The organism is Streptomyces sp. CNH189, assembly GCF_000527195.1.
In genome coordinates, this window is sequence record NZ_AZUS01000009.1 from 149,587 (window position 1) to 174,718 (window position 25,132).

General features: G+C 72.7%; 23 protein-coding genes. 8 read left to right on the forward strand and 15 right to left on the reverse strand.

Going from position 1 to position 25,132, the window contains the following annotated elements; translation table 11 throughout:
* Nucleotides 1-30 precede the first annotated feature (30 nt).
* On the reverse strand, nucleotides 31-960 hold the full coding sequence (locus B100_RS0114780; RefSeq protein ID WP_024885219.1) for an NADP-dependent oxidoreductase: 930 nt from the start codon (nucleotides 958-960) through the stop codon (nucleotides 31-33).
* 208 nt (nucleotides 961-1,168) lie between these two features.
* Here B100_RS0114780 and B100_RS0114785 point away from each other — a divergent pair, with 208 nt between their 5' ends.
* Both B100_RS0114785 and B100_RS0114790 read left to right on the forward strand, forming a co-directional pair.
* Nucleotides 1,169-2,191, forward strand: coding sequence for a phosphotransferase family protein (locus tag B100_RS0114785; RefSeq protein WP_024885220.1), 1,023 nt, complete (start codon nucleotides 1,169-1,171; stop codon nucleotides 2,189-2,191).
* Between the two features lie 6 nt (nucleotides 2,192-2,197).
* A complete protein-coding gene (locus B100_RS0114790; protein WP_024885221.1) occupies nucleotides 2,198-3,412 on the forward strand; it encodes an acyl-CoA dehydrogenase family protein in 1,215 nt (404 codons plus the stop codon).
* A 116-nt stretch (nucleotides 3,413-3,528) separates the two neighbouring features.
* Here B100_RS0114790 and B100_RS0114795 read toward each other — a convergent pair whose 3' ends face one another.
* A complete protein-coding gene (locus B100_RS0114795) occupies nucleotides 3,529-4,122 on the reverse strand; it encodes a TetR-type transcription factor C-terminal domain-containing protein (RefSeq protein ID WP_024885222.1) in 594 nt (197 codons plus the stop codon).
* 200 nt (nucleotides 4,123-4,322) lie between these two features.
* The gene (locus B100_RS0114800; RefSeq protein WP_024885223.1) at nucleotides 4,323-5,096 is read right to left on the reverse strand and encodes an SDR family oxidoreductase; all 774 of its coding nucleotides are present in this window, start codon (nucleotides 5,094-5,096) and stop codon (nucleotides 4,323-4,325) included.
* 169 nt (nucleotides 5,097-5,265) lie between these two features.
* Here B100_RS0114800 and B100_RS0114805 point away from each other — a divergent pair, with 169 nt between their 5' ends.
* The 3 genes from B100_RS0114805 to B100_RS0114815 all read left to right on the forward strand — a co-directional run bounded on the left by B100_RS0114805 (nucleotide 5,266) and on the right by B100_RS0114815 (nucleotide 8,869).
* The gene (locus B100_RS0114805) at nucleotides 5,266-6,522 is read left to right on the forward strand and encodes a DUF1343 domain-containing protein (protein WP_024885224.1); all 1,257 of its coding nucleotides are present in this window, start codon (nucleotides 5,266-5,268) and stop codon (nucleotides 6,520-6,522) included.
* A gap of 477 nt (nucleotides 6,523-6,999) precedes the next feature.
* Nucleotides 7,000-7,602 carry a hypothetical protein gene (locus B100_RS0114810; RefSeq protein ID WP_024885225.1) on the forward strand — a complete coding sequence of 201 codons (603 nt, stop codon included), beginning with the start codon at nucleotides 7,000-7,002 and terminating at the stop codon, nucleotides 7,600-7,602.
* Nucleotides 7,603-7,801: 199 nt separating this feature from the next.
* Entirely contained in the window at nucleotides 7,802-8,869 is a 1,068-nt protein-coding gene (locus B100_RS0114815; RefSeq protein WP_024885226.1) for an RNA ligase (ATP), read from the forward strand.
* Nucleotides 8,870-8,898: 29 nt separating this feature from the next.
* Here B100_RS0114815 and soxR read toward each other — a convergent pair whose 3' ends face one another.
* Nucleotides 8,899-9,375 carry a redox-sensitive transcriptional activator SoxR gene (soxR, locus tag B100_RS0114820; RefSeq protein ID WP_024885227.1) on the reverse strand — a complete coding sequence of 159 codons (477 nt, stop codon included), beginning with the start codon at nucleotides 9,373-9,375 and terminating at the stop codon, nucleotides 8,899-8,901.
* Between the two features lie 131 nt (nucleotides 9,376-9,506).
* Between soxR and B100_RS0114825 the strand changes: the two genes are divergently transcribed.
* On the forward strand, nucleotides 9,507-9,968 hold the full coding sequence (locus B100_RS0114825) for a MaoC/PaaZ C-terminal domain-containing protein (protein ID WP_024885228.1): 462 nt from the start codon (nucleotides 9,507-9,509) through the stop codon (nucleotides 9,966-9,968).
* On the opposite strand, the gene B100_RS0114830 is transcribed toward B100_RS0114825, so the two are convergent.
* From B100_RS0114830 to B100_RS0114845, 4 genes are all read right to left on the reverse strand, one after another.
* Nucleotides 9,959-10,603, reverse strand: coding sequence for a TetR-type transcription factor C-terminal domain-containing protein (locus B100_RS0114830; RefSeq protein ID WP_024885229.1), 645 nt, complete (start codon nucleotides 10,601-10,603; stop codon nucleotides 9,959-9,961). The genes B100_RS0114825 and B100_RS0114830 overlap by 10 nt on opposite strands.
* Nucleotides 10,604-10,615: 12 nt before the next feature.
* On the reverse strand, nucleotides 10,616-11,959 hold the full coding sequence (locus B100_RS33955) for a serine hydrolase domain-containing protein (protein WP_024885230.1): 1,344 nt from the start codon (nucleotides 11,957-11,959) through the stop codon (nucleotides 10,616-10,618).
* A 199-nt stretch (nucleotides 11,960-12,158) separates the two neighbouring features.
* Nucleotides 12,159-12,446 carry a YiaA/YiaB family inner membrane protein gene (locus tag B100_RS0114840; RefSeq protein WP_024885231.1) on the reverse strand — a complete coding sequence of 96 codons (288 nt, stop codon included), beginning with the start codon at nucleotides 12,444-12,446 and terminating at the stop codon, nucleotides 12,159-12,161.
* Nucleotides 12,447-12,519: 73 nt separating this feature from the next.
* On the reverse strand, nucleotides 12,520-13,671 hold the full coding sequence (locus B100_RS0114845; protein ID WP_024885232.1) for an acyl-CoA dehydrogenase family protein: 1,152 nt from the start codon (nucleotides 13,669-13,671) through the stop codon (nucleotides 12,520-12,522).
* 100 nt (nucleotides 13,672-13,771) lie between these two features.
* Here B100_RS0114845 and B100_RS0114850 point away from each other — a divergent pair, with 100 nt between their 5' ends.
* Together B100_RS0114850 and B100_RS0114855 are read left to right on the forward strand one after the other, a co-directional pair.
* On the forward strand, nucleotides 13,772-14,413 hold the full coding sequence (locus B100_RS0114850) for a TetR/AcrR family transcriptional regulator (protein WP_024885233.1): 642 nt from the start codon (nucleotides 13,772-13,774) through the stop codon (nucleotides 14,411-14,413).
* A gap of 75 nt (nucleotides 14,414-14,488) precedes the next feature.
* Nucleotides 14,489-15,199: a helix-turn-helix domain-containing protein gene (locus tag B100_RS0114855; protein ID WP_037722846.1), complete on the forward strand. Its 711-nt coding sequence runs from the start codon at nucleotides 14,489-14,491 to the stop codon at nucleotides 15,197-15,199.
* 219 nt (nucleotides 15,200-15,418) lie between these two features.
* Here the strand turns inward: B100_RS0114855 and B100_RS35505 are convergent, their stop codons facing one another.
* The 7 genes from B100_RS35505 to B100_RS0114890 all read right to left on the reverse strand — a co-directional run bounded on the left by B100_RS35505 (nucleotide 15,419) and on the right by B100_RS0114890 (nucleotide 25,092).
* Nucleotides 15,419-15,553, reverse strand: coding sequence for a hypothetical protein (locus B100_RS35505; protein WP_486585646.1), 135 nt, complete (start codon nucleotides 15,551-15,553; stop codon nucleotides 15,419-15,421).
* A gap of 80 nt (nucleotides 15,554-15,633) precedes the next feature.
* Complete coding sequence (locus B100_RS0114865) at nucleotides 15,634-16,719, reverse strand: Zn-dependent alcohol dehydrogenase (protein WP_024885235.1); 1,086 nt, start codon at nucleotides 16,717-16,719, stop codon at nucleotides 15,634-15,636.
* 14 nt (nucleotides 16,720-16,733) lie between these two features.
* Entirely contained in the window at nucleotides 16,734-18,122 is a 1,389-nt protein-coding gene (locus tag B100_RS0114870) for an aldehyde dehydrogenase family protein (protein ID WP_024885236.1), read from the reverse strand.
* Between the two features lie 92 nt (nucleotides 18,123-18,214).
* The gene (locus B100_RS0114875; RefSeq protein WP_024885237.1) at nucleotides 18,215-19,570 is read right to left on the reverse strand and encodes an ABC transporter ATP-binding protein; all 1,356 of its coding nucleotides are present in this window, start codon (nucleotides 19,568-19,570) and stop codon (nucleotides 18,215-18,217) included.
* 374 nt (nucleotides 19,571-19,944) lie between these two features.
* Nucleotides 19,945-21,183: an MFS transporter gene (locus tag B100_RS0114880; RefSeq protein ID WP_024885238.1), complete on the reverse strand. Its 1,239-nt coding sequence runs from the start codon at nucleotides 21,181-21,183 to the stop codon at nucleotides 19,945-19,947.
* Nucleotides 21,184-21,227: 44 nt separating this feature from the next.
* Nucleotides 21,228-22,694 carry a citrate:proton symporter gene (locus B100_RS0114885; RefSeq protein ID WP_024885239.1) on the reverse strand — a complete coding sequence of 489 codons (1,467 nt, stop codon included), beginning with the start codon at nucleotides 22,692-22,694 and terminating at the stop codon, nucleotides 21,228-21,230.
* Between the two features lie 133 nt (nucleotides 22,695-22,827).
* Nucleotides 22,828-25,092, reverse strand: coding sequence for a molybdopterin oxidoreductase family protein (locus B100_RS0114890; RefSeq protein WP_024885240.1), 2,265 nt, complete (start codon nucleotides 25,090-25,092; stop codon nucleotides 22,828-22,830).
* Nucleotides 25,093-25,132 lie beyond the last annotated feature (40 nt).

A 25,132-nucleotide genomic window follows, 5' to 3' on the forward strand; every position in this document is an offset into this window, starting at 1 on the left:
GCGGGGCCCGGGGCGGAGCCCCGGGGGGTGTCACTCGGGCACCGTGATCGCGATCTTGCCGCGTACGTGGCCTTCCTCGCTGCGGCGGTGGGCGTCCGCCGCGCGCTCCAGGGGGAAGGTCTCCTCGACGTGGATGGCCAGGACCCCCTGATCCGCCAGTTCCGACAGCTTGCGCAGGTCCTGCGGGTCCGGCCGGACGAACCAGTAGTCGCCGCCGTACTCGACCACGCCGGGGTCGATGATCGACGCCAGGCGGCCTTCCGGCACGAGGAGGTTCGCGGAGGTCTTCAGGGCGTCCCCGCCGACCGTGTCGAACACCGCGTCCACACCCTCGGGTGCGAGCCCCCGGACCCGTTCGGCCAGACCCTCGCCGTAGCTCACCGGCTCGGCGCCGAGGCCGCGCACGAAGTCGTGGTTGCGTTCGCTCGCCGTGCCGATGACCCGGGCACCGACATGGGCGGCGAGCTGGACGGCGACGGATCCGACCCCGCCGGCCGCCGCGTGCACCAGGACGGTCTCGCCCCGGCGCACCCCGAGGACGCGGTGCAGCACCTGGTACGCGGTGAGTCCGGCGAGGGGGATGCCGGCCGCCTGCTCGAAGGTGAGGGCGCGCGGCTTGGGCGCGAGGGTGCGCACGGGGGCCGCCACGTACTCGGCGAAGGTGCCTCCCGAGAGGACGTCCTGGCGCACGTAGCCGATCACCTCGTCGCCTTCGGCGAACTCCGGGACGGCGGGTCCGGGCCGGACGACCACGCCCGCGACGTCCCAGCCGGGGACGACCGGGAAGACGGTCGGGAGGATCGCGTCGAGGTGGCCCTGGCGGGCCTTCCAGTCGACCGGGTTGACGGACGCCGCCCGCACCCTGACGAGCACCGTGTCGGGGCCGACCTTGGGGTCGTCCACGTCGCCGTACTCGAGGACCTCGGGGCCGCCGTACCGTGCGTAGCTGATCGCCTTCATGCGTCGACCCTCCGGGGTCCGCCCACGCCGTGCAAGCCGAATGGCCCGATGTACGCCATTCGCGTCACCGGCGGGCCTCGGCAGGGCCGACGCCGGGCACGTGATCCGCCTATCGTGGGCCCGATCACGTTGGCCCCCCGGTCTGGACGGCATACCGACCGGTCGGCATCATGGGTGGGTACGTGTCCGCCTGCCCACAGGAGCGACGATGAGCCCCGATCACCCGCCCGGACTGGATCTCGACCGGCTGCGCGAGCTGCTCGAACGGGAACGGCCCGGACTGCTGGCCGGCCCGCTCACCGGCCGGCTGATCGAGGGCGGCAGGTCGAACCTGACCTACACGGTCACCGACGGCTCCGGGACCTGGGTGGTGCGGCGGCCGCCGCTCGGCCATGTCCTGGCCACCGCGCACGACATGAAGCGCGAGCACCGGGTGATCAGCGCGCTGCACCCGACGAAGGTGCCGGTGCCGCGTCCGGTGCTGCTGTGCGAGGACGAGGAGGTGCTGGGCGCGCCGTTCTACGTCATGGAGTACGTCGAGGGCACCCCCTACCGCACCGCCGACCAGCTGGCGCCGCTGGGCCCCGAGCGCACCCGCACGGCCGTACTGAACCTGGTGGACACGCTCGTCGAGCTGCACGCGGTCGATCCCGCCGAGGCCGGGCTCGCGGACTTCGGCCGCCCCGAGGGGTTCCTGGACCGGCAGCTGAGGCGCTGGGGCAAGCAGCTGGACGCCTCCCGCAACCGGGAGCTGGCCGGCATCGACGAGCTGCACGCCGCGCTCGGCGGTGAGCTGCCCTCGTCCCCCTCGCCCACCGTGGTGCACGGCGACTACCGCCTCGACAACGCGCTGATCAGCGACGACGAGTCGGTCCGCGCCGTCCTGGACTGGGAGATGTCCACCCTGGGCGACCCGCTGACCGACCTGGGGCTGCTGGTGATGTACAGCATGCCGCTGGGCATGCCGGACTCCCCCGTCTCCACGACCGCCGAGGCCCCCGGCCACCCCACGCCCGCCGAGCTGATCGAGCGCTACGCCGCGCGGTCCGGCCGGGACGTGTCGGCGGTGTCCTGGTACACCGCGTTCGCCTGGTTCAAGCTCGCGGTGATCCTGGAGGGCATCCACTACCGGTACACGCTGGGCCAGACCGTCGGGGCCGGTTTCGACCGGATCGGCGATCTGGTCCCGGTCTTCATCGAGCACGGTCTGACCACCCTTCAGGAAGGCTGACCCGACATGGACTTCGCGTTCGACGCGCGCACCGAGGAACTGCGTGCCCGGCTCCTCGCCTTCATGGACGAGCACGTGTACCCCGCCGAGCAGGTCGCGCACGAGCAGCGCGAGCGGCTGGCCTCGCCGTGGGAGAACCCGCCGGTGGTGGAGGAGCTGAAGGCGGAGGCCCGCAGGCAGGGCCTGTGGAACCTGTTCCTGCCCGACGCCGAGCACGGCGCGGGACTCACCAACCTGCAGTACGCCCCGCTCGCCGAGATCACCGGCCGGTCCCCGCAGCTCGCCCCGACCGCGACCAACTGCGCGGCGCCCGACACCGGGAACATGGAGGTGCTGGCGCAGTTCGGCGACGAGCGGCAGAAGAAGCAGTGGCTGGAACCGCTGCTCTCGGGCGAGATCCGCTCGGCGTTCGCGATGACCGAGCCGGACGTGGCCTCCTCCGACGCCACCAACATCACCACGCACATCCGGCGGGAGGGCGACGAGTACGTCGTCTCGGGGCGCAAGTGGTACATCTCCGGGGCGATGCACCCGGACTGCAAGATCTTCATCGTGATGGGCAAGACCGACCCGGACGGGGCGGACATCCGCCGCCAGCAGTCCATGGTCCTGGTCCCGCGGGACACCCCGGGTGTCACCGTGAAGCGGGCGATGCGGGTCTTCGGCTACGAGGACCACTACCACGGCGGTCACGCCGAGGTGGTCTTCGACGAGGCGCGGGTGCCGGTGTCGAACCTGATCGGTGAGGAGGGCGGCGGCTTCGCCATCGCCCAGGCGCGGCTCGGTCCGGGCCGGATCCACCACTGCATGCGGCTGATCGGCATGGCCGAGCGGGCCATCGAGCTGATGTGCCGGCGCGCGGTGTCCCGGGACGCCTTCGGCAAGGCGCTCGCCCAGCAGGGCGTGGTGCAGAACTGGATCGCGGACGCGCGCGTCGCGGTCGAGCAGCTGCGGCTGCTGGTGCTGAAGACGGCCTGGATGATGGACACCGTCGGCAACCGGGACGCCCACACCGAGATCCAGGCCATCAAGATCGCCACGCCGCGCACGGTCGTCGGCATCCTCGACCGGGCGATCCAGCTCTACGGCGCGGGCGGGGTGAGCCAGGACTTCCCGCTGGCCGAGCTGTACGCGGGCGCGCGCACGCTGATGATCGCGGACGGCCCGGACGAGGTGCACCAGCGGTCGCTGGCCCGCCGGGAGATCAAGAAGCACCTCTAGGCACGGGCCGCCCCGCCGGGGCGGTCGGCACCGGCGGGGCGGTCGGCACCGGCGGGGTGGTCGGCACCGGCGGGGCGGTCGGCGCCCGGGGGGCGGCGCCAGAGTGCCGGGGCGGCTCAGGCGCGCAGCGCGCGCAGCAGCAGGTCGGCCAGGTGGTCGGCGACCTCCTGGGGGCTGAGCGGGCCGTCGGGGCGGTACCAGGTGGACAGGTGGTGCACCGAGCCGAAGTGGTAGTCGACCACGAGGTCGGCCGGGGTCGCCGTGGAGAACACGCCCGCGCGCTGGCCCTCCTCGATCAGCGCGCGGAACCGCTCGTGGTAGCGGCGGCGCTCGGAGCGGACCTGCTTGTTCTTCTCCGGGCTGAGGTGGTGCATGGAGCGGAAGAAGATCGACGCGTCGTCGAGGTTCTCGATGGTGGTGACGACCACGTCGGCCGCGGCGCCGCGCAGCCGCTTCTCGATGGGCTCGTCGGCGTCGGCGAACTGGTCCAGGCGCTCCTGCTGGAGGCGCAGCACGCGCGCGTACACCTCGTGCAGCAGGTCGTCCTTGGACCCGAAGTAGTGGTAGAGCGCCCCCTTGGTGACGCCGGCCGCCTCGACGATCTCCTGCACCGAGGTGCGGTCGTAGCCCTGCTCGGCGAAGAGCCGGGTGGCGGCGGCCAGGAGCCGCTGCGGCACGGGGGTCCCGTCACCGTCCGTCGTTCTGGGCACTGCCGCCACCCGCCTTTCCGTGTTGCTGTCGGTCGTCGTGCGTCAGGAAACGCCATCCCCGACGGAGGATCTTCCCACTTCACGGATCCGCCTCCGGAGGCACACCTCCCCGCCCAGTTTCTCCCCCGGCGCGGCGACGGGTGCGGGCGGGTCCGTGCGGGAGCCCGCCCGGTGCGGGCGGGCGGCTGTCGCGGAGCGGGTCAGCGGGTGGCTTCCCACTGCTGCTGGACGCGGTTCATGCCGGAGAGCCAGCGGTCGGGGTCGGTGGCGCGGGCGCGGTAGTAGTCGGCGACCTCCGGGTGCGGCAGGATCAGGAAACGGTCCCGCTCGATGCCCTCGAACAGGGCGTCGGCCACGTCCTCCGGCTCGATCGCGGTCGGCTTCAGCACCAGCTCGCCGGCGCTGCCGCTCGCGTCGAGCATGTCGGTGCGCACGCCCTGCGGGCAGATCGCGTGCACTTTCACCCCGCGGTGCCGGTACGTCAGTGACAGCCACTCGGCGAAGGCGTAGGCGCCGTGCTTGGTGACGCTGTACGGGGCGGTGCCGATCATGGTGAGCAGCCCGGCGGCGGAGACGGTGGAGACGAAACGCCCGCTGCCCCGCTCCAGCCACTCGGGGAGCAGCGCGTGGGCCGCGCGGACGTGGGCCATCACGTTGACGTCCCAGGACAGGGCCCAGTCCTCCTCGCGCAGGGAGTCACCCGGCTCCCCGCCGTCACGGCCGACCCCGGCGTTGGCACACCAGACGTCGATCGTCCCGCCGAGCGCGTCCCGGGCCTCCGCGACGATCGCGGAGGCGTCACCCGCCACCGCCAGACCACCGATCTCCTCGGCCACGGACTTGGCGCGGCCGGCGTCCAGGTCGTTGACCACGACCCGCGCCCCCTGCTCGGCGAACCGGCGGGCCAGCGCCGCCCCGATGCCACCCCCGGCTCCCGTGACGACCACCTTCGCACCCTGCACGGCTTGCACCATCGGTCTCCTTCGACGCGGCTCCCCAACGGTTGTCCGCGTCAGACTAACCGGTCGGTATGCCGGGTGGAAGGGGCCTTCCGCGTGGCGCGGGTCCGACGCGTTCCCCGGGGCGGTCCGGCACGCTAGCGTGCGTGGGCATGACATGTACCGCGATCACGGAGGTCACCGCATGAGGCTGTCCCGACGGAGCCTGCTCGCCACCACCACGGCCGCGGTCGCGGCCTCCGCCGCTCCGGCCGTCGCCGCTCCCGGGCCGGGGCCAGGACACGGCGGCGGCCGGACACTGCGCACCGGGTTCGAACGGCTCGCGGCGGACGGTTACGCGCTGCTCGACGGCCGCCGCGTCGGCGTGGTCACCAACCCCACCGGCATCACCCGCGACGTGCGGCACATCGTGGACGTCATGCACGCCGACGGCCGGGTGGACCTGGCCGCGGTCTTCGGCCCCGAGCACGGCTTCCGGGGCACCGCGCAGGCGGGCGGCTCGGAGGGCCGGTACGACGACCCGGCGACCGGCCTGCCCGTGTACGACACGTACCTGAAGAGCGGTCAGGAGCTCGCCGACATCTTCACCGCGTCCGGCGTGGACACGGTCGTCTTCGACATCCAGGACGCCGGCGCCCGTTTCTACACGTACATCTGGACGCTGTTCGACTGCATGGAGGCGGCGCAGCTCGCGGGTCTGTCGTTCGTGGTCCTGGACCGGCCGAACCCGGTGACCGGGCGGGCGGCGCTGGGTCCGGTGCTGCACAAGGAGTTCGCGACCTTCGTCGGACGGCAGCCGATCTCACAGGCGCACGGGATGACGGTGGCGGAGCTGGCGCTGCTGTTCAACGAGGAGTTCCTGACGGCGCCCGTCGCCCTGGAGACCGTGAAGATGTCGGGGTGGAAGCGGTCGGACTTCTACGACGCGTCCGGAATGCCGTGGGTGCCGCCGAGCCCGAACATGCCGACGCCGGAGACGGCACTGGTGTACTCGGGCACCTGCCTGTTCGAGGGTACGAACCTCTCCGAGGGACGCGGCACCACCCGGCCGTTCGAGCTGCTGGGCGCGGAGGGCGTCGACGGGCGTTGGGCGGCCGCGGCGAACGAGCTGGGTCTGGCGGGCGTGCGCTTCCGTGAGGCGTACTTCGCGCCGACCTTCTCCAAGTTCCAGGGGAAGACCATCGGGGGCGTGCAGCTGCATGTGCACGGCCGGGAGGCGTTCGACCCGGTGCGCACGGGCATCGGCCTGCTGATCACGGCGAAGCGGTCGTGGAGCGGCTTCGCCTGGCGCTCGGACAACTGGATCGACAAGCTCACCGGCTCCACCCAGGTGCGCACGATGATCGACGCGGGCGCGGACACGGACGAGGTGGTGGGCGGCTGGCAGCAGGAGCTGGCGGCGTTCCGCCGGAAGCGGCGGAATCACCTGCTGTACCGCTGAGCGCGGACGGGCACAGGACGGCGGCGGGTCGCGGGCGGCGACCCGCCGCCGTCCCGTTCGCGCCCGCCGCCATCCCGTCCGCACTCACGGAACCCGCCTCGCCATCGCCTTGACCTGCGGTTTCGCAGCCGCACCCGGTATCACGCAGGACCCCTCGTCCGGCCGGCCCGTGATCGGCGTGCATATCGGCGGGGTGTTCAGGAACCCGTGGAAGTCGCGGGGAGTTCTCAGAGCGTCGGGGAGTGTTCCTCCCCCGCCGGGAGGGCGCGGAGTTCGTTACCGCCGGTATCCCCGCGGACGACGACAACTGAAGCATGGGCCAAGGGAGTTGGCGAGACGCCCCCGCGGCCGGCTGAGGGGGGCCATCGGAAGAAGGATGGAGCCGAATCGCGTGCCGGCGCGTCTATTCGGCGACGTCCGTTCGACGACGCCGAAGTGACCGGATTACAGGTGCAGGTGTGACGGAGGTGCAGGACGATGGCCGGTTTCCGGAGTCTGGCGAGACAGGTCCGAGATCCCCGGTGCGATCTGGCGCTGCGGCGCTACTCGCTGCGCAAGTGCCTGGAGCGGTTCGCCCCGTACGGGCACCGGGCGACCTGGGACCATCTGTGCTCGCGGGCCGGGTTCGATCCCGAGGACCGCTCCGTCGACCCGGCGCGGCTCGTGGCCGCACTGGACGAACTGGAGGAGGCCCGGGCGGTCTGGCTGGCCTACGAGGTGGAGTTCGCCGAGCGCCGCAGGAAGGAGAAGCACGACGGTCTGCGCAGGCCGGGCAGTGTGGACGACTGGCACCGGATGACCTGGGGCGGTTTCGGGGTGGCCTGGTGCGACGACCCGCGGGTGCACCCACGCGAGCCCCTGGCGGAGGTGCTGCGGCGGCTGATCGACGCCCTGGAGCGTGAGCCGGGCGCGTCCTGCCCCGTGTGCCAGGGGGAACGGCTCATGTGGCGGCACGACCTGGACCACGAACCCTCGACGGGCCCGGTGTGCACGGACTGCGGGATCCTGGTGCCGCGCCCCGTGCTGACCACGGCGGCACTGGCGGAGGCCCGCCGGGCGAGGCTGCTGGTCTCGGCCTGAGAGCCGGGGCGGCGGAAGCGAGATGAGCGACGGGGGACAGCGAGGACGACGGAGGCGTCGGGGTCACGGGGGTGCGCCGGGGATGCCGCACCCCCTGGGCTCCGGGGACGGTAGCAGCTGGTAATTCGTTCGTTCCATGGTTTTGTTCCGCGGACAGTTGGGGCGATGAATCGCACCCGATGGCCCTAGGAGCTGTCCCATGTCGACGCTGCGCGTCACCGCCGAGATCCTGACCGTCCACGAACACCCGAACGCCGACGCCCTCGAACTGGCGCAGGTGGGCCTGTACCGGGCCGTCGTCGCCAAGGGCGCCTACCGCACGGGCGACGCCGCGGTGTACATCCCCGAGCAGTCCGTGCTGCCCACCGCGCTGATCGAGGAGCTGGGACTGACCGGTCGCCTGGCGGGCGGCAACCATGACCGGGTCAAGGCGGTCCGGCTGCGCGGTGAGCTGTCGCAGGGCATCGTGTGCCGGCCGAAGGCGCTCGCGGACGTCGACCTGGTGCGGGCCGCCGCGGACGGCACCGACTTCGCGGAGCTGCTCGGCGTCACCAAGTGGGTGCCGCCGGTCCCTCCGACGATGAGCGGCGAGGTGGAGCCGGCGCCGGACCTGCTGCCGTGGGTCGACATCGAGAACGTGCAGCGTTACCCCGGCATCTTCGCCCCCGGCGAGCCCGTGGTGCTCACCGAGAAGCTGCACGGCACGGCCTGCCTGCTGACCTACTGCGTGGAGCAGGACCGGGTGTACGTCTCCTCCAAGGGATTCGGCGCCAAGTCCCTCGCGCTGAAGGAGGACCCGCGCAACCTGTACTGGCGCGCGATGCGCGGTCACGGCGTCGCCGAGGCCGCAGCCGACCTCGCCGGCCGGCTGGGCGCCAAGCGGGTCGGCATCTTCGGCGAGGTGTACGGCGAGGGCGTGCAGGACCTGTCGTACGGGGCCGACGGGCGGCGCGACACGCTCGGGTACGCCGTGTTCGACGTCTCGGCGGAGATCGACGGCGAGGTGCGCTGGCTGGACGCGGCGGACCTGCTCGACGGCCGCCTGCCGCTGGTGCCCCGGCTGTACACCGGCCCGTACGACAGCGAGCGGGTGCTGGAGTTCGCCAGTGGCCGCGAGACGGTGTCCGGCCGGCGGCTGCACCTGCGGGAGGGCGTGGTCATCCGGCCGGCGGTCGAGCGCCACAGCCCGGTGACGGGCGGCCGCGCCATAGCCAAGGCCGTGAGCCCGGCGTACCTGACCCGTAAGGGCGGCACGGAGTACGAGTGAGCGACGGCGGCCGGGGGCGGAATCCGCCCTCAGCCGCCGGACCCCTTCCTGCGGCTCTCCGTCAGCAGGCTGGAGCCGGTGAGACGCTCGCCGAAGACGTCGTCGGGGTTGGACAGCACGCAGCCCTCCAGCGACAGGCAGCCGCAGCCGATGCAGTCGGTGAGGTGGTCGCGCAGCCGGTTCAGCTGCCGGATGCGTTCGTCCAACTCGGAGCGCCAGGCCTCGGAGAGCCGCGCCCAGTCGTCACGGGTCGGGGTGCGCTCCTCGGGCAGTTCGGCGAGCGCCTCGCGGATCGTGGCGAGCGGGATGCCGACGCGCTGCGCGGCGCGGATGAAGGCGACCCGGCGCAGGGTGTCGCGGGTGTACCGGCGCTGGTTCCCGGAGGTGCGCCGACTGCTGATCAGCCCCTTGGACTCGTAGAAGTGCAGGGCCGACACGGCGGCGCCGCTGCGGGCGGACAGCTGCCCGACCGTGAGCTCGTGGATCTTCTCTGGAATCCGGTGCACTCCCCGAAGCCTACCGACCCCGTACGGCGGACGGTCCGTTGACAGGGGCCCTTCGGCCGACCATGCTAAGCAGTTGCTTAGGCATGCGCACGCGGATGCGCCTGCGACTTCGTGACGCGAGAGGCCGGGACATGGCAGAGCCGAGGATCTTCACGTCCGTCGACGACCTGAAGGCGGCGGTGGGCGAGCAGCTGGGGTACACCGACTGGCTGGAGGTCGACCAGAAGCGGATCGACCTGTTCGCCGAGGCCACCGGGGACCACCAGTGGATCCACGTCGACCCGGAGAAGGCCGCCGCGGGGCCGTTCGGCACGACCATCGCGCACGGCTACCTGACGCTGTCGCTGCTGCCGCTGTTCGGCCCGCAGCTGCTGTCCGTCGAGGGCGTGAAGATGGGCGTCAACTACGGCACCAACAAGGTGCGCTTCCCCGCCCCCGTGCCGGTCGGCTCGCGGCTGCGCGCCACGGCGAGGATCAGCGCGGTCGACGAGGTGCCGGGGGGCGTCCAGGTGGCCACCGCCTTCACCGTCGAGCGCGAGGGCGGCGACAAGCCGGTGTGCGTCGCCGAGTCGGTGGCCCGCTACTACCTCTGAGCGGACCCGGTGCCCTTGGCCCCCACCATCCGGAGCACGAGGTCGGCGTAGAGCGCGCCGACCTCCTCGGGGGTGCGGGGCCCGTTGACGTTGAACCAGCGGGCCACGTCGATGCACAGGGAGAGCGCGGCGAGGGTGGTGCCCGGCACGTCGGGGACGTCGAACTCGCCGGAGCGCACCCCGTCCTCGATGATGCCGCGCACCTCGGCGTCGACCTGGCGGCGCAGGCCCACGATCTCGGCGCGGGCGTCGGGGCCGAGCGAGTCGAGTTCGTACTGCACCACGCGGGCGGTGGTGCGCCCGCGTGCGTGCCAGCGGACGAAGGAACTGACCGCCTCGGCGAGCCGCTCGGTCGCGGTGCCCTCCCCACGGGCGGCGGTGCGCAGGATGTCCAGCGCCTTCTCGTGCCCGATCCGGCTGATGCGGTGGAGCAGCTCTTCCTTGGTCTTGTAGTGGATGTAGAGCGCGGCCGGGCTCATGCCGACGCGGCCCGCGATGTCGCGGGTCGTCGTGGCGTGGTAGCCGCGCTCCGCGAAGGCCTCCACGGCGGCGAGCAGCAGCCGCCGGGCCGCGTCGGGCGTGACCTCACCCCACGGCTGCGCCTCACCGCCGGCCGTCTCCTCCGCCGTACTCATCGCTCACCCCATTCACTGGCAGGGACGACATCCTACCGGCAAGGGTGAGCGAGCGCTTAGGGCACGTCCGGCGGACGTGTCCTTCCGGGGGGTGTGCCGGCACCGTGGACCTGCGGCGTCCGGCTGACCCGCCGCTCCCGCGAACGAGGGCGTGAGTGCCTGTTCGGGCGTAAGGCCGAAGTCGAGACTGGTGCCGTGGACCGCCATGGCGAGGGCCTGGAACATCGGGGGCGGCGTGATGCCGTTGGGGTTCTTGGTGGAGACGACCTCGATCGATGTCTGGAGCGTGGGTGAGTACATGGTGGTGGACTCGTAGCCGGCGAAGCTGCCTTCTCCGCCGATGAACCCGCCGGACTCGACGAAACCCAGTCCGTAGCGCCACGTGCCGGGCCCGTTGTAGTTCCCTGTGAAGACGAAGGGGACCGTGTTCCTGGTCGCTTCGGCCCAGACCGCCGGCTTGAGCAGTGCACCGGTCGCCAGGGCACGGGACCAGATCCGCATGTCCGAGAGCGTCGAGACCATGGCTCCGTGGGCCCAGAGGCACGACGCCGGGACGGCCGTCGCGTCGTCGGCGGCGGTGGGTGCCTGGGTGGGGCCCACGTCGCCCAGTCCGTAGCCGTGGGTGAAGGGTGGGGTGAGGCCATTGCCCGACGTCGGGAGCAGGGTGCGGTGGAGTCCGAGCGGCCGGGCGATGCGCTGCTGTACCGCGGTGCTCAGATCCTGGCCGCCGGCCAGCTCCACGACGCGGCCGAGCAGGTTGTAACCGTAGTTGCTGTACGACCACTTGGCGCCGGGAGCCGCGACGGGCGGGACCTTCGCCTCCACGTCGAGGAGCTCCTCGACGGTGCAGCCGACGGGGATCTTCCCCTGGACGGTGGGCGAGGTGAACCCGTCGGCGAGGCCGCTGGTGTGGTTGAGGAGCTGGCGGATCGTGATCCGGTCCCCGTTGGGGACTCCTGCCACCCACTTGGAGATGTGGTCCTCCAAGGCGACTTTCCCCTCGCCCACCAGCTGCAGGACGAGGTTGGCCGTGAACGTCTTGGTCTGACTCGCGATCTTGAACTGCATGTCCGTACGGAGCGGCGCCCCCGTCGCGAGGTCGGCGACGCCAGTGGCACTGACGAAGTTTCCCTGCGGGCTCCAGACGCCGACCAGGACCCCCGGAGTTCGGTTCGTGTCCTTGAACCGGCGGACGATCTGCTTGACCTTGGCTTCGGTCGGAGCGTCGAGGGCGGCCCCGTCACTGACCCCGCCGTTCGACACCGCAGTGCCGGCGTGCGGCGACTGGCAGGCCGGCACTGCCAGGACTCCGAGCAGGATCAGGGCACCGAGCGAGCGTCCTCTGTACCGGCCCATGGGTCCACGGCTCCGTGTGTTGATCTCCCCGGTCCCCGGCGAGCGAGAAGTCCGGGCTTCTCGCCAGCGTCACGGGTGGGACGGAGGTGCGCATCCAGGTCACGCCCATCGGAGTGGCGAACGGCCCCGGCGAAGCCGACGCCGGTCCGTCACGCAGAGGTGCTTGCTGTCCAGGCCCCCACCCCACGCCACGCGCACTTCAGAGCTTCTGCAGCGGGTCGTAGTCGGCCAGCATCTTCTCCAGGCGTGCCTGGTCGACCCGGTTCACGATCTGCCCCGCCTCCTGCCGGTCACGGATGACCTTGGCCAGTGTGAAGGCGGAGGTGACGAGGTACAGGACCGCGATTCCGAGGAACGCGCGGACCCAGGCGTCGGTCTCCAGGTTGAAGATGCCGACCGCGGTGGCCCCGATGGCCACTCCGAAGGACGCCACGGCCTGACCGTAGAAGGCCGCCGTACTCTGCTGCTTGACCGGTGTGTCACTCATGGGGAACAGAATCGGCCGACGCGGCGCCGGCCACATCCGCACGGATACTCAGCCGGTACTCATCCTCCGCTCCTCAGAACGCCGAAACCCCCGTCAACGCGCGCCCGATGACCAGCTTCTGGATCTGACTGGTGCCCTCGTACAGCGTCATCACCCGCGCGTCCCGCAGCAGTTTGCCCGCCGGGTACTCGTCGATGTAGCCGTAACCGCCGAACACCTGCAGCGCGTTGTTCGCGGCACGCACAGCCGCCTCCGACGCGAACAGCTTCGCCTTGGAGGACTCCACGGCGAACGGCTTCCCCCGGTCGATCAGATCGGCGACCCGCCAGGTCAGCAGCCGCGCCGCGTCCACGTCGACGGCGATGTCACTGATCAGCTCCTGCACCAGCTGGTGCCCGGCGATCGGCTTGCCGAACTGCTCCCGCTCCCCCGCGTATCCCACCGCCGCGTCCAGCGCGGCCTGCGCGATGCCGACACACCCGGCCGCGACCGACATCCGCCCCTTGGCCAGGGCGGACATGGCGACCGAGAAACCGCGCCCCTCCTCACCGAGCATCGCGGACGCGGGCACCCGCACCCCGTCGAACACCAACTCGGCCGTGGCCTGCCCCCGCAGCCCCAGCTTCCCGTGCACGGAACGACGACTCAGCCCAGGGCTGTCCGTGGGCACCAGGAACGCGGACACGCCCTTGTGCCCCGGCGCGTCGGTGGACCGCGCGAACAGCAGCACCACGTCCGCCCACGTCCCGTTGGTGATGAACATCTTGGCGCCGTCGATGACGTACTCGTCGCCGTCCCGCACCGCACGCGTGGCGAGATTCCCCGCGTCGGAACCGGTGCCCGGCTCGGTCAGACCGAAGCAGCCGACGTACTCACCGGAGGTCAGCCCCGGCAGCCAGGTCCGCTTCTGCTCCTCGTCGCCGTACGCCGCGATCGTCTTGGCCACCAGGCCGAGGGAGACGGACACGATGCCGCGCACGGAGGAGTCCCCGCGCCCCAGCTCCTCGGTGACCAGGCAGTACGCGAGGTGGTCGCCGCCCGAGCCGCCGTACTCCTCGTCGATCGTCAGCCCGAGGAAGCCGACCTCGCCGAGCTTCTTCACGATGCCCCGGTCGACCTCCTCCGCACGGTCCCAGGCGGTGGCGTGCGGCACGACCTCGCGCCGCACGAAGTCCTGGGCGAGCCGGCGTACGGCCTCCTGCTCGTCACTCAGCTCCAGGTTCATCCCGAGTCACCCCATGTGAGACGCGCGTGGTCGTGGTCGTGGTTCGTGCACGAATAAATTAGCACTGCTAGTTTAGTGCCGCAGCCCTACTATGTGCGCCATGGCCCGACCGCGCAAGCCCTTGCTCAGCACCGACCGGATCGTCGAGACGGCGCGTGCGCTGGTGGACACGGAGGGGCTGGCCGCGGTGTCCACCCGCCGGCTGGCCGCCGAGCTAGGGGTGAGCGGGCCGTCGCTGTACAACCACTTCCGCACCAAGGACGAGATCCTGGAGGCGGTGGCCGACTCGGTGAGCGCGCAGGTCGACCTGTCGATGTTCGAGGACGGCCGGGACTGGCGGACGGCGCTGCACGACTGGGCGGTCTCCTACCGCGGGGCGCTGCGCGACCACCCGAACATCGTCCCCGTACTGGCCCGTGGCCCCGGGCGGCGTCCCGCGGCGCTGAGGCTGGCCGACGCGGCCTACGGCGCGATGGTCGAGGCGGGCTGGCCGCCCGCCCAGGCGACCTCCATCGGCGCGCTGATGCGGTACTTCATCATGGGCTCGGCGCTCGGTTCGTTCGCCGGCGGCTTCGTGGACGACGCGAGCGCCTACGACCCCGCCGACTACCCGCACCTCGGTCAGGCGCACCTGCTGGCCGAGCAGCAGGAGAAGATCGACGAACGGGCCTTCGAGACCGGCCTCACCGCCCTGCTGGACGGCCTGGCCCTGCAGTACGAGCAGGTACGGCAGCACACCTGAGCGCGCGCGACGGCGTCACCGGCCGCCCGGACACTTCGGTGCGCACCGAACTGTTCCTGCCGCATGCTGGTGGGCATGACTTCGAAGGATCCCCGGGCAGCCGCGCTGGCCCGCCTCGCCGCGCTGATCGCCGACGAGACCCGCGCCGCGTGCCTGCTGGCGCTGCTGGACGGGCGGGCCTGGACGGCGGGCGAACTGGCCCGGCACTGCGAGGTCGCCGCGTCCACGCTCAGCGAGCATTTGGGCAAGCTGGTCGGCGGCGGGCTGCTGGCCGAGGAACGGCAGGGGCGGCACCGGTACGTGCGGCTCGCGGACGCCCGGGTCGCGCAGCTCCTGGAGGACCTGACCGCGCAGATCGCGCCGGGCGCCGCCGAACCCCCGCGCGGGCTGCGGCAGTCGGGCGCCGGCTCCGCGATGGCGCGCGGCCGCACCTGCTACGACCACCTCGCCGGGCGGCTCGGCATCGCCGTCACCGACGCCCTCACCGCGCGGGGCCTGCTGCGCCAGGACACCGGCTTCGCCCTCACCGACGCGGGGCTGAGCTGGTTCGGCGCACTGGGCATCGGCCTCGACCACCGGGGCCGGCGCCCGCTGGCCCGCGCCTGCCTGGACTGGACCGAACGCCGCCCCCACCTCGCCGGAACGGCGGGCGCGGCCCTGTGCCGGCACGCCCTGGACGAGGGCTGGTGCGTACGCATCGGCTCCGAGCGCGCGGTGAAGCTGACCACCACCGGCGAACACGCCCTCGCCACCCACCTGGGACTCGACGGGACCACGCTCCGCTGAGCGATCCGCCTCCACGCCGCGGCGCCGCACCCGAAGCGACACCCACGCGCCGGAGGGGCACCACGCCCCGCAGCGGCACCCCACGACTCGGAGGGGCACCACGCCCCGGAGCGGCGCAGTACCCCACGACCCGGAGGACAGCACCACGACCGAGCAGCACCGCCGCCCGAGCGGCACCACGCCCCCAGCCAACACCGCGCCCCGAGCCGCGCGCCCCGGTCAGTCCAGGGCGTGAACCCGGCAGATCCGCGCAAACTCGTCGGACAGCTCCGGCTCGACGCGCCGCACGGCCCGCGCCGGCACCATCGCGCCGGCCATCCGGCTGAGCAGCTGCCGGCCGGGCGCGACGGCCATCGGTGCGAGGGCGGGTGCGGCGCCCTCGTGGTTGATCGCGCAGTTCCCCGCGCCCCTCGGGGTGCGGGAAGCAGCGTGGCTCAGAAGACGACGAGGGCGCGGCCCCCCTTGCCGGCGAGCATGGTGTCGAAGGCCGCCGGGATGCCGTCCAGGGTGATCCGTTCGGTGACCAGGGCGCCCAGGTCGAAGGCACCGGAGCGGATGTGCCCCGCGAGGACCGGGAGATCGCGGGCGGGGTCGGAGTTGCCGTAGACGCACCCGGAGAGGGTGCGGCCCCAGTGGAAGATCTCCAGGGCGTTGAAGGTGACCTGCTCGTCCTTGCCGCCGATGCCGACGACCGTGGTGCGTCCGCCGCGCCGGGTGGACTCCCAGGCGGTGCGGATGGTACGGGCCCGGCCGACGCACTCCACGGCCACGTCCACACCCTGCTTGCCGGTGAGGGCGCGGATCTCCCGGGCGGTGGTGTCGGAGGCGACCACGTACTCGGTGGCGCCCGCGGCGCGGGCCAGCTCGTCCTTCTCCGGGGAGACGTCCACGGCGACGATCGTGGAAGCGCCCGCGATCCTCGCCGACTGGAGCGCGGCGAGGCCCACTCCCCCGACGCCGAACACGGCGACGGTCTCACCGGCGCGGACGCGGGCGGAGTGGTGGACCGCGCCGTAGCCGGTGAGCACGGCGCAGCCCAGCAGGGCCGCGTCGGCGAGGGGGACGCCGTCCGGGGCGGGCAGCACACAGGCCCCGGGCACCACGGTCTCCTCGGCGAACGCGGCCACGTTGAGGCCGGGGTGCAGTTCGGTGCCGTCGTCGGCACGGCGGGCGTGTACCCGGGCGGCGCCGTCCAGGGCGTGGGCGCAGAGCCAGACCTCGCCGCGGGCGCAGGCGGGGCAGCTGCCGCAGGAGGGCGCCCAGTTGAGGACGACCGCGTCGCCGGGGGTGACATGGGTGACGTCCTCGCCGACGGCGACGACCGTGCCGGCGCCCTCGTGGCCGAGGACGGCCGGGACGGGCACGCGCATGGTGCCGTCGGACAGGGACAGGTCGGAGTGGCAGACCCCGGCGGCGGCGAGCCGGACACGGACCTCGCCGGGTCCGGGTTCGGGCAGGTCGATGCCGGTGACCTCCAGCGGGGCACCGACGGCGGGCAGGACGGCGGCACGTACGGCCATGATGGTCTCGACTCCTAGAACTGGAGGGACTTGGTCTGCAGGTACTCGGCCAGGCCGTGGGGACCGAGTTCACGCCCCACGCCGGACTGCTTGTAACCGCCGAACGGCGCGAGCGGGTTGAAGCGGCCGCCGTTGATGTCCACCTGTCCGGTGTCCATGCGGCGGGCGAAGGCCACCGCCTCGGACTCGTCACCGGCCCAGACGGCGCCGGCCAGGCCGTACACGGTGCCGTTGGCGATGCGCAGGGCGTCCTCCTCGTCCTCGTAGCGCAGCACCGACAGCACGGGGCCGAAGATCTCCTCCTGGGCGATGGTCATCTCCGGGGTGACGTCGGCGAAGACCGTGGGGCTGACGTGGAAGCCGTGCGGGTGCGGGGACTCGGGGCCGCCCGCGACCAGGCGGGCGCCCTCGGCGACGCCCTTCTCGATGTAGCCGCGCACCCGGTCCCGCTGCCGGGCGCTGACCAGAGGGCCGATGCGGTCGGCGTACTTGGCGGCGGCGGCCGCGGCGAGCTCCACGGCCTCGTCGTACCGGTCGCGGTGAACCAGCATGCGGGTCCAGGCGCTGCACGTCTGCCCGGAGTTGGACATCACGTTGGCGACGCCGACGTTGACGGCGCGGGCCAGGTCGGCGCCGGGCAGGATGACGTTGGCGGACTTGCCGCCGAGTTCCAGGGCGACCTTCTTCACCATGCCGGTGGCGATCGCGCCGATCCGGCGGCCGACGGCGGTCGAGCCGGTGAAGGAGAGCAGGTCGACGCCCGGGTGCTCGGCGAGCGCCTGGCCTGCCACCGGGCCCAGGCCGGTGACCAGGTTGAACACTCCCGCCGGGACGCCGGCCTCGTGGACGCACTCGGCGAAGACGCGGGCGACCAGCGGGGTGTCCTCGGCGGGCTTGACGACCAGGGTGCAGCCGGCGGCGAGGGCGGGCGCGGCCTTGGCGACGATCTGGTGCAGCGGGTAGTTCCACGGGGTGATGGCGCCGACCACGCCGACGGGTTCATGGAACACGGTCGAGTTGCCGATCTTCTCCTCGAAGGAGTACGTCGAGGCCAGCTCGGCGTACGAGCCGGCGACCGCGACGGGCACACCGGCGTGGACGGCCTGCGACACCTTCTCGGGCGCGCCGAGTTCCGCGGTGACCGTCGCGGCGATCTCGTCGCGGCGGGCGTGGAGCTGGTCCCGCAGGGCGGTGAGGCGGGCCGCGCGCTCGGCGGGCGGGGTGGCGGCCCAGCCGGGGAGAGCGGCGCGGGCGGCGCGTACGGCGGCGTCGACGTCCTCCACGGTGCCCGCCGGGACGGTGGCGATCACCTGCTCGTCGGCCGGGTTCACCACCTCGATCACGTCCGGGCCGGCGGCGGGGCGCCAGGCGCCGTCGATGTACATGCCGTCGTATGCCTTCATCGCGCTTCCTCCGGGGCGGGGGCGTCCTGTGCGGACACCTAAACTAGCGATGTTAGTTTTTCCGCGCCAGGGGGTCGGCCGCGTGCCTCCGCTCACTCCTCCAGATCGGGCAGCCGGTCCGGGTTCGGGCAGATCCGCTGACCGTGCTGGTCGAAGACGAAGAGGTGGGCGAGATCGACCAGCAGCGGGACCTGCATGCCGTACCGCAGCCTGATGTCGGGGGTGGTGCGGACGATGAGGTCACCGGGCACGCGCGGTTCGGCGGGGGCGGGGGCGGGGTCGCCGGCGGACTCCGGGCGCTCGTTCCCGTCCAGGGTGGCCACGGCTCCGGTGCGCAGGGCGCCCGCACGCTCCCGCAGGCGTTCCAGCACCGTGCCGCCCTGGCGCCGGCGACGCCGGGCCGGGCGGTCGGGGCCCGGCCGCGGGGCCTCCAGTTCGGGGACGACGGCGGGGCGGGAGCCGGTGTTGAAGTGCACCAGCACCTCGTGACCCTGGAATTCCAGGTGTTCCACCAGGCCGGTGAGGGCCACCTCACCGGGGCGCGCGACGGACGGCTTGGCGATCCGCACGGCCTCGGACCTGAGGCCCACGATCACCTCGCGGCCCTGCTGCACCCGTAGCAACTGATGGTCCAGGGACAGTGGTTCGGGCAGTCGCAGGAACTGCTTGCCGAGGCTGATCGTCATCGCCCCGCCCAGCGGGGCGCGGATCAGCCCGCGCAGCAGGTTGATCCGCGGGGTGCCGATGAACGCGGCGACGAAGACGTTGTCGGGCAGGGAGTACACCGCGCGCGGCGTGCCGACCTGCTGGAGGACTCCGCCGCGCAGGACGGCGACCCGGTCACCGAGCGACATCGCCTCGGACTGGTCGTGGGTGACGTAGACGGTGGTGACCCCCAACTGCCGGGTGAGCTGGGCGATCTCGGCCCGCACATGGTTGCGGAGCTTGGCGTCGAGGTTGGACAGCGGCTCGTCCATGAGGAACGCCGAGGGGCGGCGGGCGATGGCCCGGCCCATCGCGACCCGTTGGCGTTCACCGCCGGAGAGCTGGGCGGGGAAGCGGTCGAGGAGGTCCTGGATGCCCAGCATGCGGGCGGTGGCGTCCACCTTGGGCGCCGGGTCGTCGCCGGGCGCCTCGATGCGCAGGGGGAAGCCGATGTTGTCCCGGCTGGTCATGCTCGGGTACAGGGCGAAGTTCTGGAACACCATCGCCATGTCCCGGTCGGAGGGGGGCAGTTCGTTGGCGTACTCGCCGTCGAGGAAGAGGGCGCCCTCGTCGATCTCCTCCAGGCCCGCGATCATCCTGAGCACGGTGGACTTGCCGCAGCCGGACGGGCCGAGCAGCACGAGGAACTCGCCGGGGGTGATGGCCAGGGACAGCCGGTCGACCACGCGCACACCTCGCGCGTAGGACTTGCTCACGTCGTGCAGGGTGATGGCGCGTGTCATGAAGGTGCCCCCGGGGGCTCATCAGGGCGCTGCTGCTCCGCGGTCGGACGCCTCGTGCGGGTCGTACGGGGCGTGTGAGTCACGGAAGCTAACGGAAAGTAGGCGGCCGGGGAAGACGGCGGACGCGATCGGGGAGCTCTGTCCGCCGACTGAGAAAGCGGACGCATGTATGCGGGGTGTGGCCTCCGCGGATGCCGTGCCGGTGCGGCGGGTCCGGGTGCCGGGCGTCCCGGTCCGTGGGCCGTCGGTACGGGTCCGTGGGCCGTCGGTTCGGGTCCGTGGGCCGTCGGTCGGGTCCCGTGGGCCGTCGGTTCGGGTCCGTAGGCCGTCGGTTCGGGTCCGTAGGCCGTCGGTTCGAGGTCACGGCATCCGGGTCACGGGGACCGGCGAGCCGTGCGGCGCCCCCGTTCGTCCCTGTCGCGCCGGGCCGTCGAGGCGGGGTCCGGTGCGGGACCGGACGGGGTGCGGAGGGCGACCCCCGCGGACGCCAGCAGCAGGGCGCCCAGCATCACGAACGGCGCGGCCACGCCCGCGACCCCGGCGACCAGGCCCGCCGCCGCGGGGGCGGCGACCTGGCCCAGCCGGTTGCCGGTCAGGCGCAGGGCGAGCGCGGTGGAGCGGGCGGCGGCGGGCGCTGCCTGGACGACCGTCGTCATGGACAGCGGCTGGCCGACGCCCAGGCAGAAGCCGAGGGCGGCGAGGACCGGCGCCAGCACCCCCACCGGCACCGGCAGCGCGACGGCCGCGCACAGCAGCGCCGCGAGCAGGCAGGTGACCGTGAGCAGCGTCGTACGGCCGAGCAGCCGGAGCAGTGGGGTGAGGACCAGTCGGCAGGCGATCGTGGCCGCCGCGCGCAGGCTGAGCAGCAGGCCGACGACGACCGGGTCGATCCCCCGGTGCTCGCCGACCACCGGGAGGTAGGCGGTGAGGATGTCGGTCGCCGAGAGCACCGCCAGGCTGATCAGCATGCCCGCGGGGACGCCCCGGGCACGCAGGATGCCTCGCACCGGCACCCGCTCGCCCGGTGCCGTACGGGGTCGCACCGCCCCCGGTTGCTCGATGCGCCACAGCGAGGTGAGCGCGACGGCGCCGCCCGCTCCCGCCGCGATCAGGGCGAGTGCGCTGGTGCGGGCCATGTCCGCGCCGATCAGCGCCCCCGCTGCGACCGGTCCGGCCAGTTGGCCCAGTGACGCGCCGATGGTGAAGTGGCCGAAGTTACGGTCCTGTTCGTGCGGCGCCGACCGGCGGGCGACGAGCGACTGCGCGCCGATCACGAAGCACAGGTGCCCGAGGCCCATCACCCCGCCCCACAGGGCCATCGCCCACAGCGACCCGGCGACGCCGCTCAGCGCGCACCCGGCGGAGATCAGGACCACGCCGATCGGCAGCAGCGGGGCGCAGCGCCCGTGGTCGGTGCGCCGGCCGAGCGGTACGGCGGCGAACAGCGGCAGCAGCGCGTAGACGCCGGCGATCACGCCGACCGCCCGCTCGTCCGCGCCGAGGGCCAGCGCCCGGTAGGAGACGGCGGGCCGGGCCATGGACACCGCCCCCTGCGCGAAGGAGAAGGCGATCACGAGCCGGAGCAGCCAGCCGCGGTTCCCACCGGGCGTCATGACGAAAGTCCTTCCTGAGACAGGGGGAATCCGAGGTCAGGCGGTCAGACCGTGCCGAAGAGGATTCCGGCCGCGAGGATCAACAGGCAGGTGAGGGCGGCCCACTTGACGACGAACCGGGTGTGGTCGCCGAACTCCACCTTGGCCATGCCGACGAGGACGTAGACGGCCGGGACGAGCGGGCTGGACATGTGCAGCGGCTGGCCGACGAGGGAGGCGCGGGCCATCTCCAGCGGGGTGACGCCGTGCGCCGCCCCGGCCTCGGTGAGCACGGGCAGGACGCCGAAGTAGAAGCCGTCGTTGGACATGAAGTAGGTGAGCGGCAGGCTCAGCACCCCGGTGACCAGGGCCATGTGCGGGCCCAGCCCGTCGGGGACGGTGTCCACCAGCCACCCGGCCATGTGGTCGACCATCCCGGTGCCCTGGAGGACGCCGGTGAACACGGCGGCGGCGAAGACCATGCCGGAGACGTTGAGGACGTTGTCGGCGTGGGCGGCGATGCGGGCCTTCTGGTCGGGCAGGCGGGGGTAGTTGACGGAGAGCGCGAGCGCGGCGCCGAGCAGGAACAGCACGGGGATGGGCAGCCACTCCATGATCATGGCGGTGACGAGGACGCCCGTGAGCAGCGCGTTGAACCAGTACAGGCGCGGCCGCAGGGTGGGGCGGTCCGGGTCGAGCCCCTTGAGGTCGTCGTCCTCGGCCCTCTTGAGGTCGTCGTCCTCGGCCCTCTTGAGGTCGTCGTCCTCGGCGCCGTCCCCGGCGTGGTCCCCGGCACCCGCGTCCGTGCCGCCGCCCGCCGTGCCGCCCGGCCGCACCGGACGGCCGGCCCCGTCGCCGCCGCCCGCGCCCACCAGGACGGTCTCCTTCGTGTCGACGAGCACCTCGTCGGGCAGCAGCGCCCCCAGACGCCGCCGCTCCCGCAGTCCCAGCACGTACGCGAGGCCGAGGACGCCCAGCAGTCCCACCAGCAGCGCGGGGATCATCGGGACGAAGATGTCGGCGGCGTCGAGCTTCAGCGCGGTGGCCGCGCGGGCCGTGGGGCCGCCCCAGGGGACGGTGTTCATCACGCCGTTGGCCATGGCGGCGACGCCGGTCATCACGACCAGGCTCATCCCCAGCCGCTTGTACAGGGGGTACATCGCCGAGACGGTGATCATGAAGGTGGTGGAGCCGTCGCCGTCGAGCGACACGATCGCGGCGAGCACGGCCGTGCCCACCACGATCCGCATCGGGTCCGCCTTGCAGAAGCGGAGGATCGCGCGGACCACCGGGTCGAAGAGCCCGACGTCGATCATCACGCCGAAGTAGACGATCGCGAACATCAGCATCGCCGCGGTCGGGGCGAGGCTCGACACCCCGTCGATGACGTAGTCACCGAGGTGGGCGCCCTTGCCGACGGCCACACAGAACAGTGCGGGGATCAGCACGAGCGCCGCGATCGGCGACATCTTCTTCGTCATGATCAGGACCAGGAAGGTCGCGATCATGACGAAGCCGAGGATGGTCAGCATGAATGGACACCTAACGTTCGCCCTTGAACTCCCGCCAGGGCCGGCGGTGTGACGACGTTAGGTACCGCGAAGCGGCGTCAACAAGACGTGGGACCGCGAGCAATAAGCGCAAAACCCCAGGTCACGCCTTTGCTCAGGTCAGGGCGGTGAGCGCCGCGGGTGCGTCAGCGGTCTCGGGGGCCACCTCGACGGGGATGCCGTTGAGCACGGCGTTGCCCGACAGCGGGTCCAGGAGGCTGCCGTCGAGCAGCTGGTTGACGTTGACGCCGGGGCTCACGGAGGCGTGGCGGGTACGGGTGCCGGGCCGGTCGTGGCCCCAGCCGTGCGGCAGGCTCACCACGCCCCGGCGCACGGCGTCGGTGACCTCGGCGGGGGCGGTCACCTCTCCCCCGGCCCCCTTGATCCGCACCGGCTGTCCGTCCCGTACGCCGAGGCGTTCGGCGTCGTCGGGGTGGAGGTGCAGGGTGCAGCGGTTGGAGCCGCCGGTGAGGGCGGGCACGTTGTGCAGCCAGCTGTTGTTGGAGCGCAGATGGCGGCGCCCGACGAGGACGAGACCGGCGGGGCGTTCACGCAGGGCGGCCCGCAGCCGGGGAAGGTCGGCGGCGATCGGTGCGGGCAGCAGTTCGACCTTGCCGCTGCGGGTCTTCAGCGGCTGCGGCAGCCGGGGGCGCAGCGGTCCGAGGTCGATGCCGTGCGGGTGCGCGAGCAGCTTCTCCAGGGTCAGCCCGTCCGGGTCGGCGCCGAAGCCGTCACCGTAGGGGCCGAGACGGAGCATCATGTCAAGCCGCCGTTCGGGGCCGTTGACGCCGGTGAGCAGGCCGGTGAGTTCCTTCGGGTCGCGGCCGTGCACCGGGGAGTGCGGTTCGCCGACGGTCTTGCCGAGGGTCTGCCGGATCACCAGGTCGTCCACGGCGGAGGGGTCGGCGCCGTGCATGCCGGTCGCGGCGAGGACGAGCCGGGCGAGGATCTCGGTCTCGGCCATGCGGCCGGGTTCGAGGGGGACGGCGGGGCGGGTGTAGCGGACCTGGTTGCGCACGGCGAGGGTGTTGAACGCGAAGTCGTGGTGCGGGCTCTGGGCCGGCGGGGGCGGCGGCAGCACGACGTGCGCGTGGCGGGAGGTCTCGTTGAGGTACGGGTCGACGCTCACCATGAAGTCGAGGGCGGCGAGCGCCTTGTCGAGCCGGTCGCCGTCGGGGGCGGAGAGCACGGGGTTGGCGCCGACGGCGACGACGGCGCGGACCGGCGCGCCCTTGTCGGTGGGGGTGTCGATCTCCTCGGCGAGGGCGGACAGCGGCAGTTCGCCCTTGGCCTCGGGGTGGCGGCTCACCCGGGAGTGCCAGCGGCCGAGGGCGAAGCCGTGACCGGGGCCGGCGGGGCGCGGGGCCCTGTCGGTGGCGGCCTGCGGGAAGAGCGCGCCGCCCGGCCGGTCCAGGTTGCCGGTGAGGACGTTGAGGACGTCGACGAGCCAGCTGGCGAGGGTGCCGTGCGGGACGGTGCAGCTGCCGATGCGGGCGTAGACGGCGGCGGTGGGGGCGGCGGCGAGTTCCCGGGCGAGGACGCGGATGGTGGCGGCGTCGACGTCACAGGCGCCGGCGACCGCTTCGGGGGTGAAGTCCGCGAGTGCGGGGGCCAGTTCGTCGACGCCGTCGAGGTGCGGCGCGGCGGCGCCGAGATCGACGAGGTCCTCGTCGAACAGAATGTGGGCGATCGCGGCGAGGAGCAGCGCGTCGGTGCCGGGGCGGACCGCGAGGTGCCGGTCGGCGAGGCGGGCGGTGCGGGTGCGGCGCGGGTCGACGACGGTGAGGGTGCCGCCGCGCGCCTTGAGCGCCTTGAGGCGGCCCGGGAAGTCGGGGGCTGTGCACAGACTGCCGTTGGACTCCAGCGGGTTGGCGCCGATGAGCAGCAGGTGGTCGGTGCGGTCGAGGTCGGGCACGGGGATGCGGTTGGCGTCGCCGAAGAGGAGCCCGCTGGAGACGTGCTTGGGCATCTGGTCGACGGTGGAGGCGGTGAACACGCTGTGGGTGCCGAGTCCGCCGATGAGCAGCGGCGGGTAGAGGGCGCCGGCCATGGTGTGGACGTTGGGGTTGCCGAGGACGACGCCGACGGCGTGCGGTCCGTGCCGCTCGACGACCCCGCGCAGTCCGGCGGCGACGGCGTCGAACGCCTCCTCCCAGGTGGCCTCGCGCAGTTCGCCGTCGACGCGGACGAGCGGGGTGCGCAGCCGGTCGGGGTCGGAGTCCACCTCGCCGAAGGCGGCGCCCTTGGGGCAGATGAACCCCTTGCTGAACACGTCGTCGCGGTCCCCGCGGGCGCCGGTGACCTTGCCGTCGTCGACGGTGAGGACCAGGCCGCAGGTGGCCTCGCACAGGGGGCAGATACGAAGGGCGGTGCGGGACACGGGTCCTCCCGGTACGGCGGCGTCGGTGACGCACGGACGG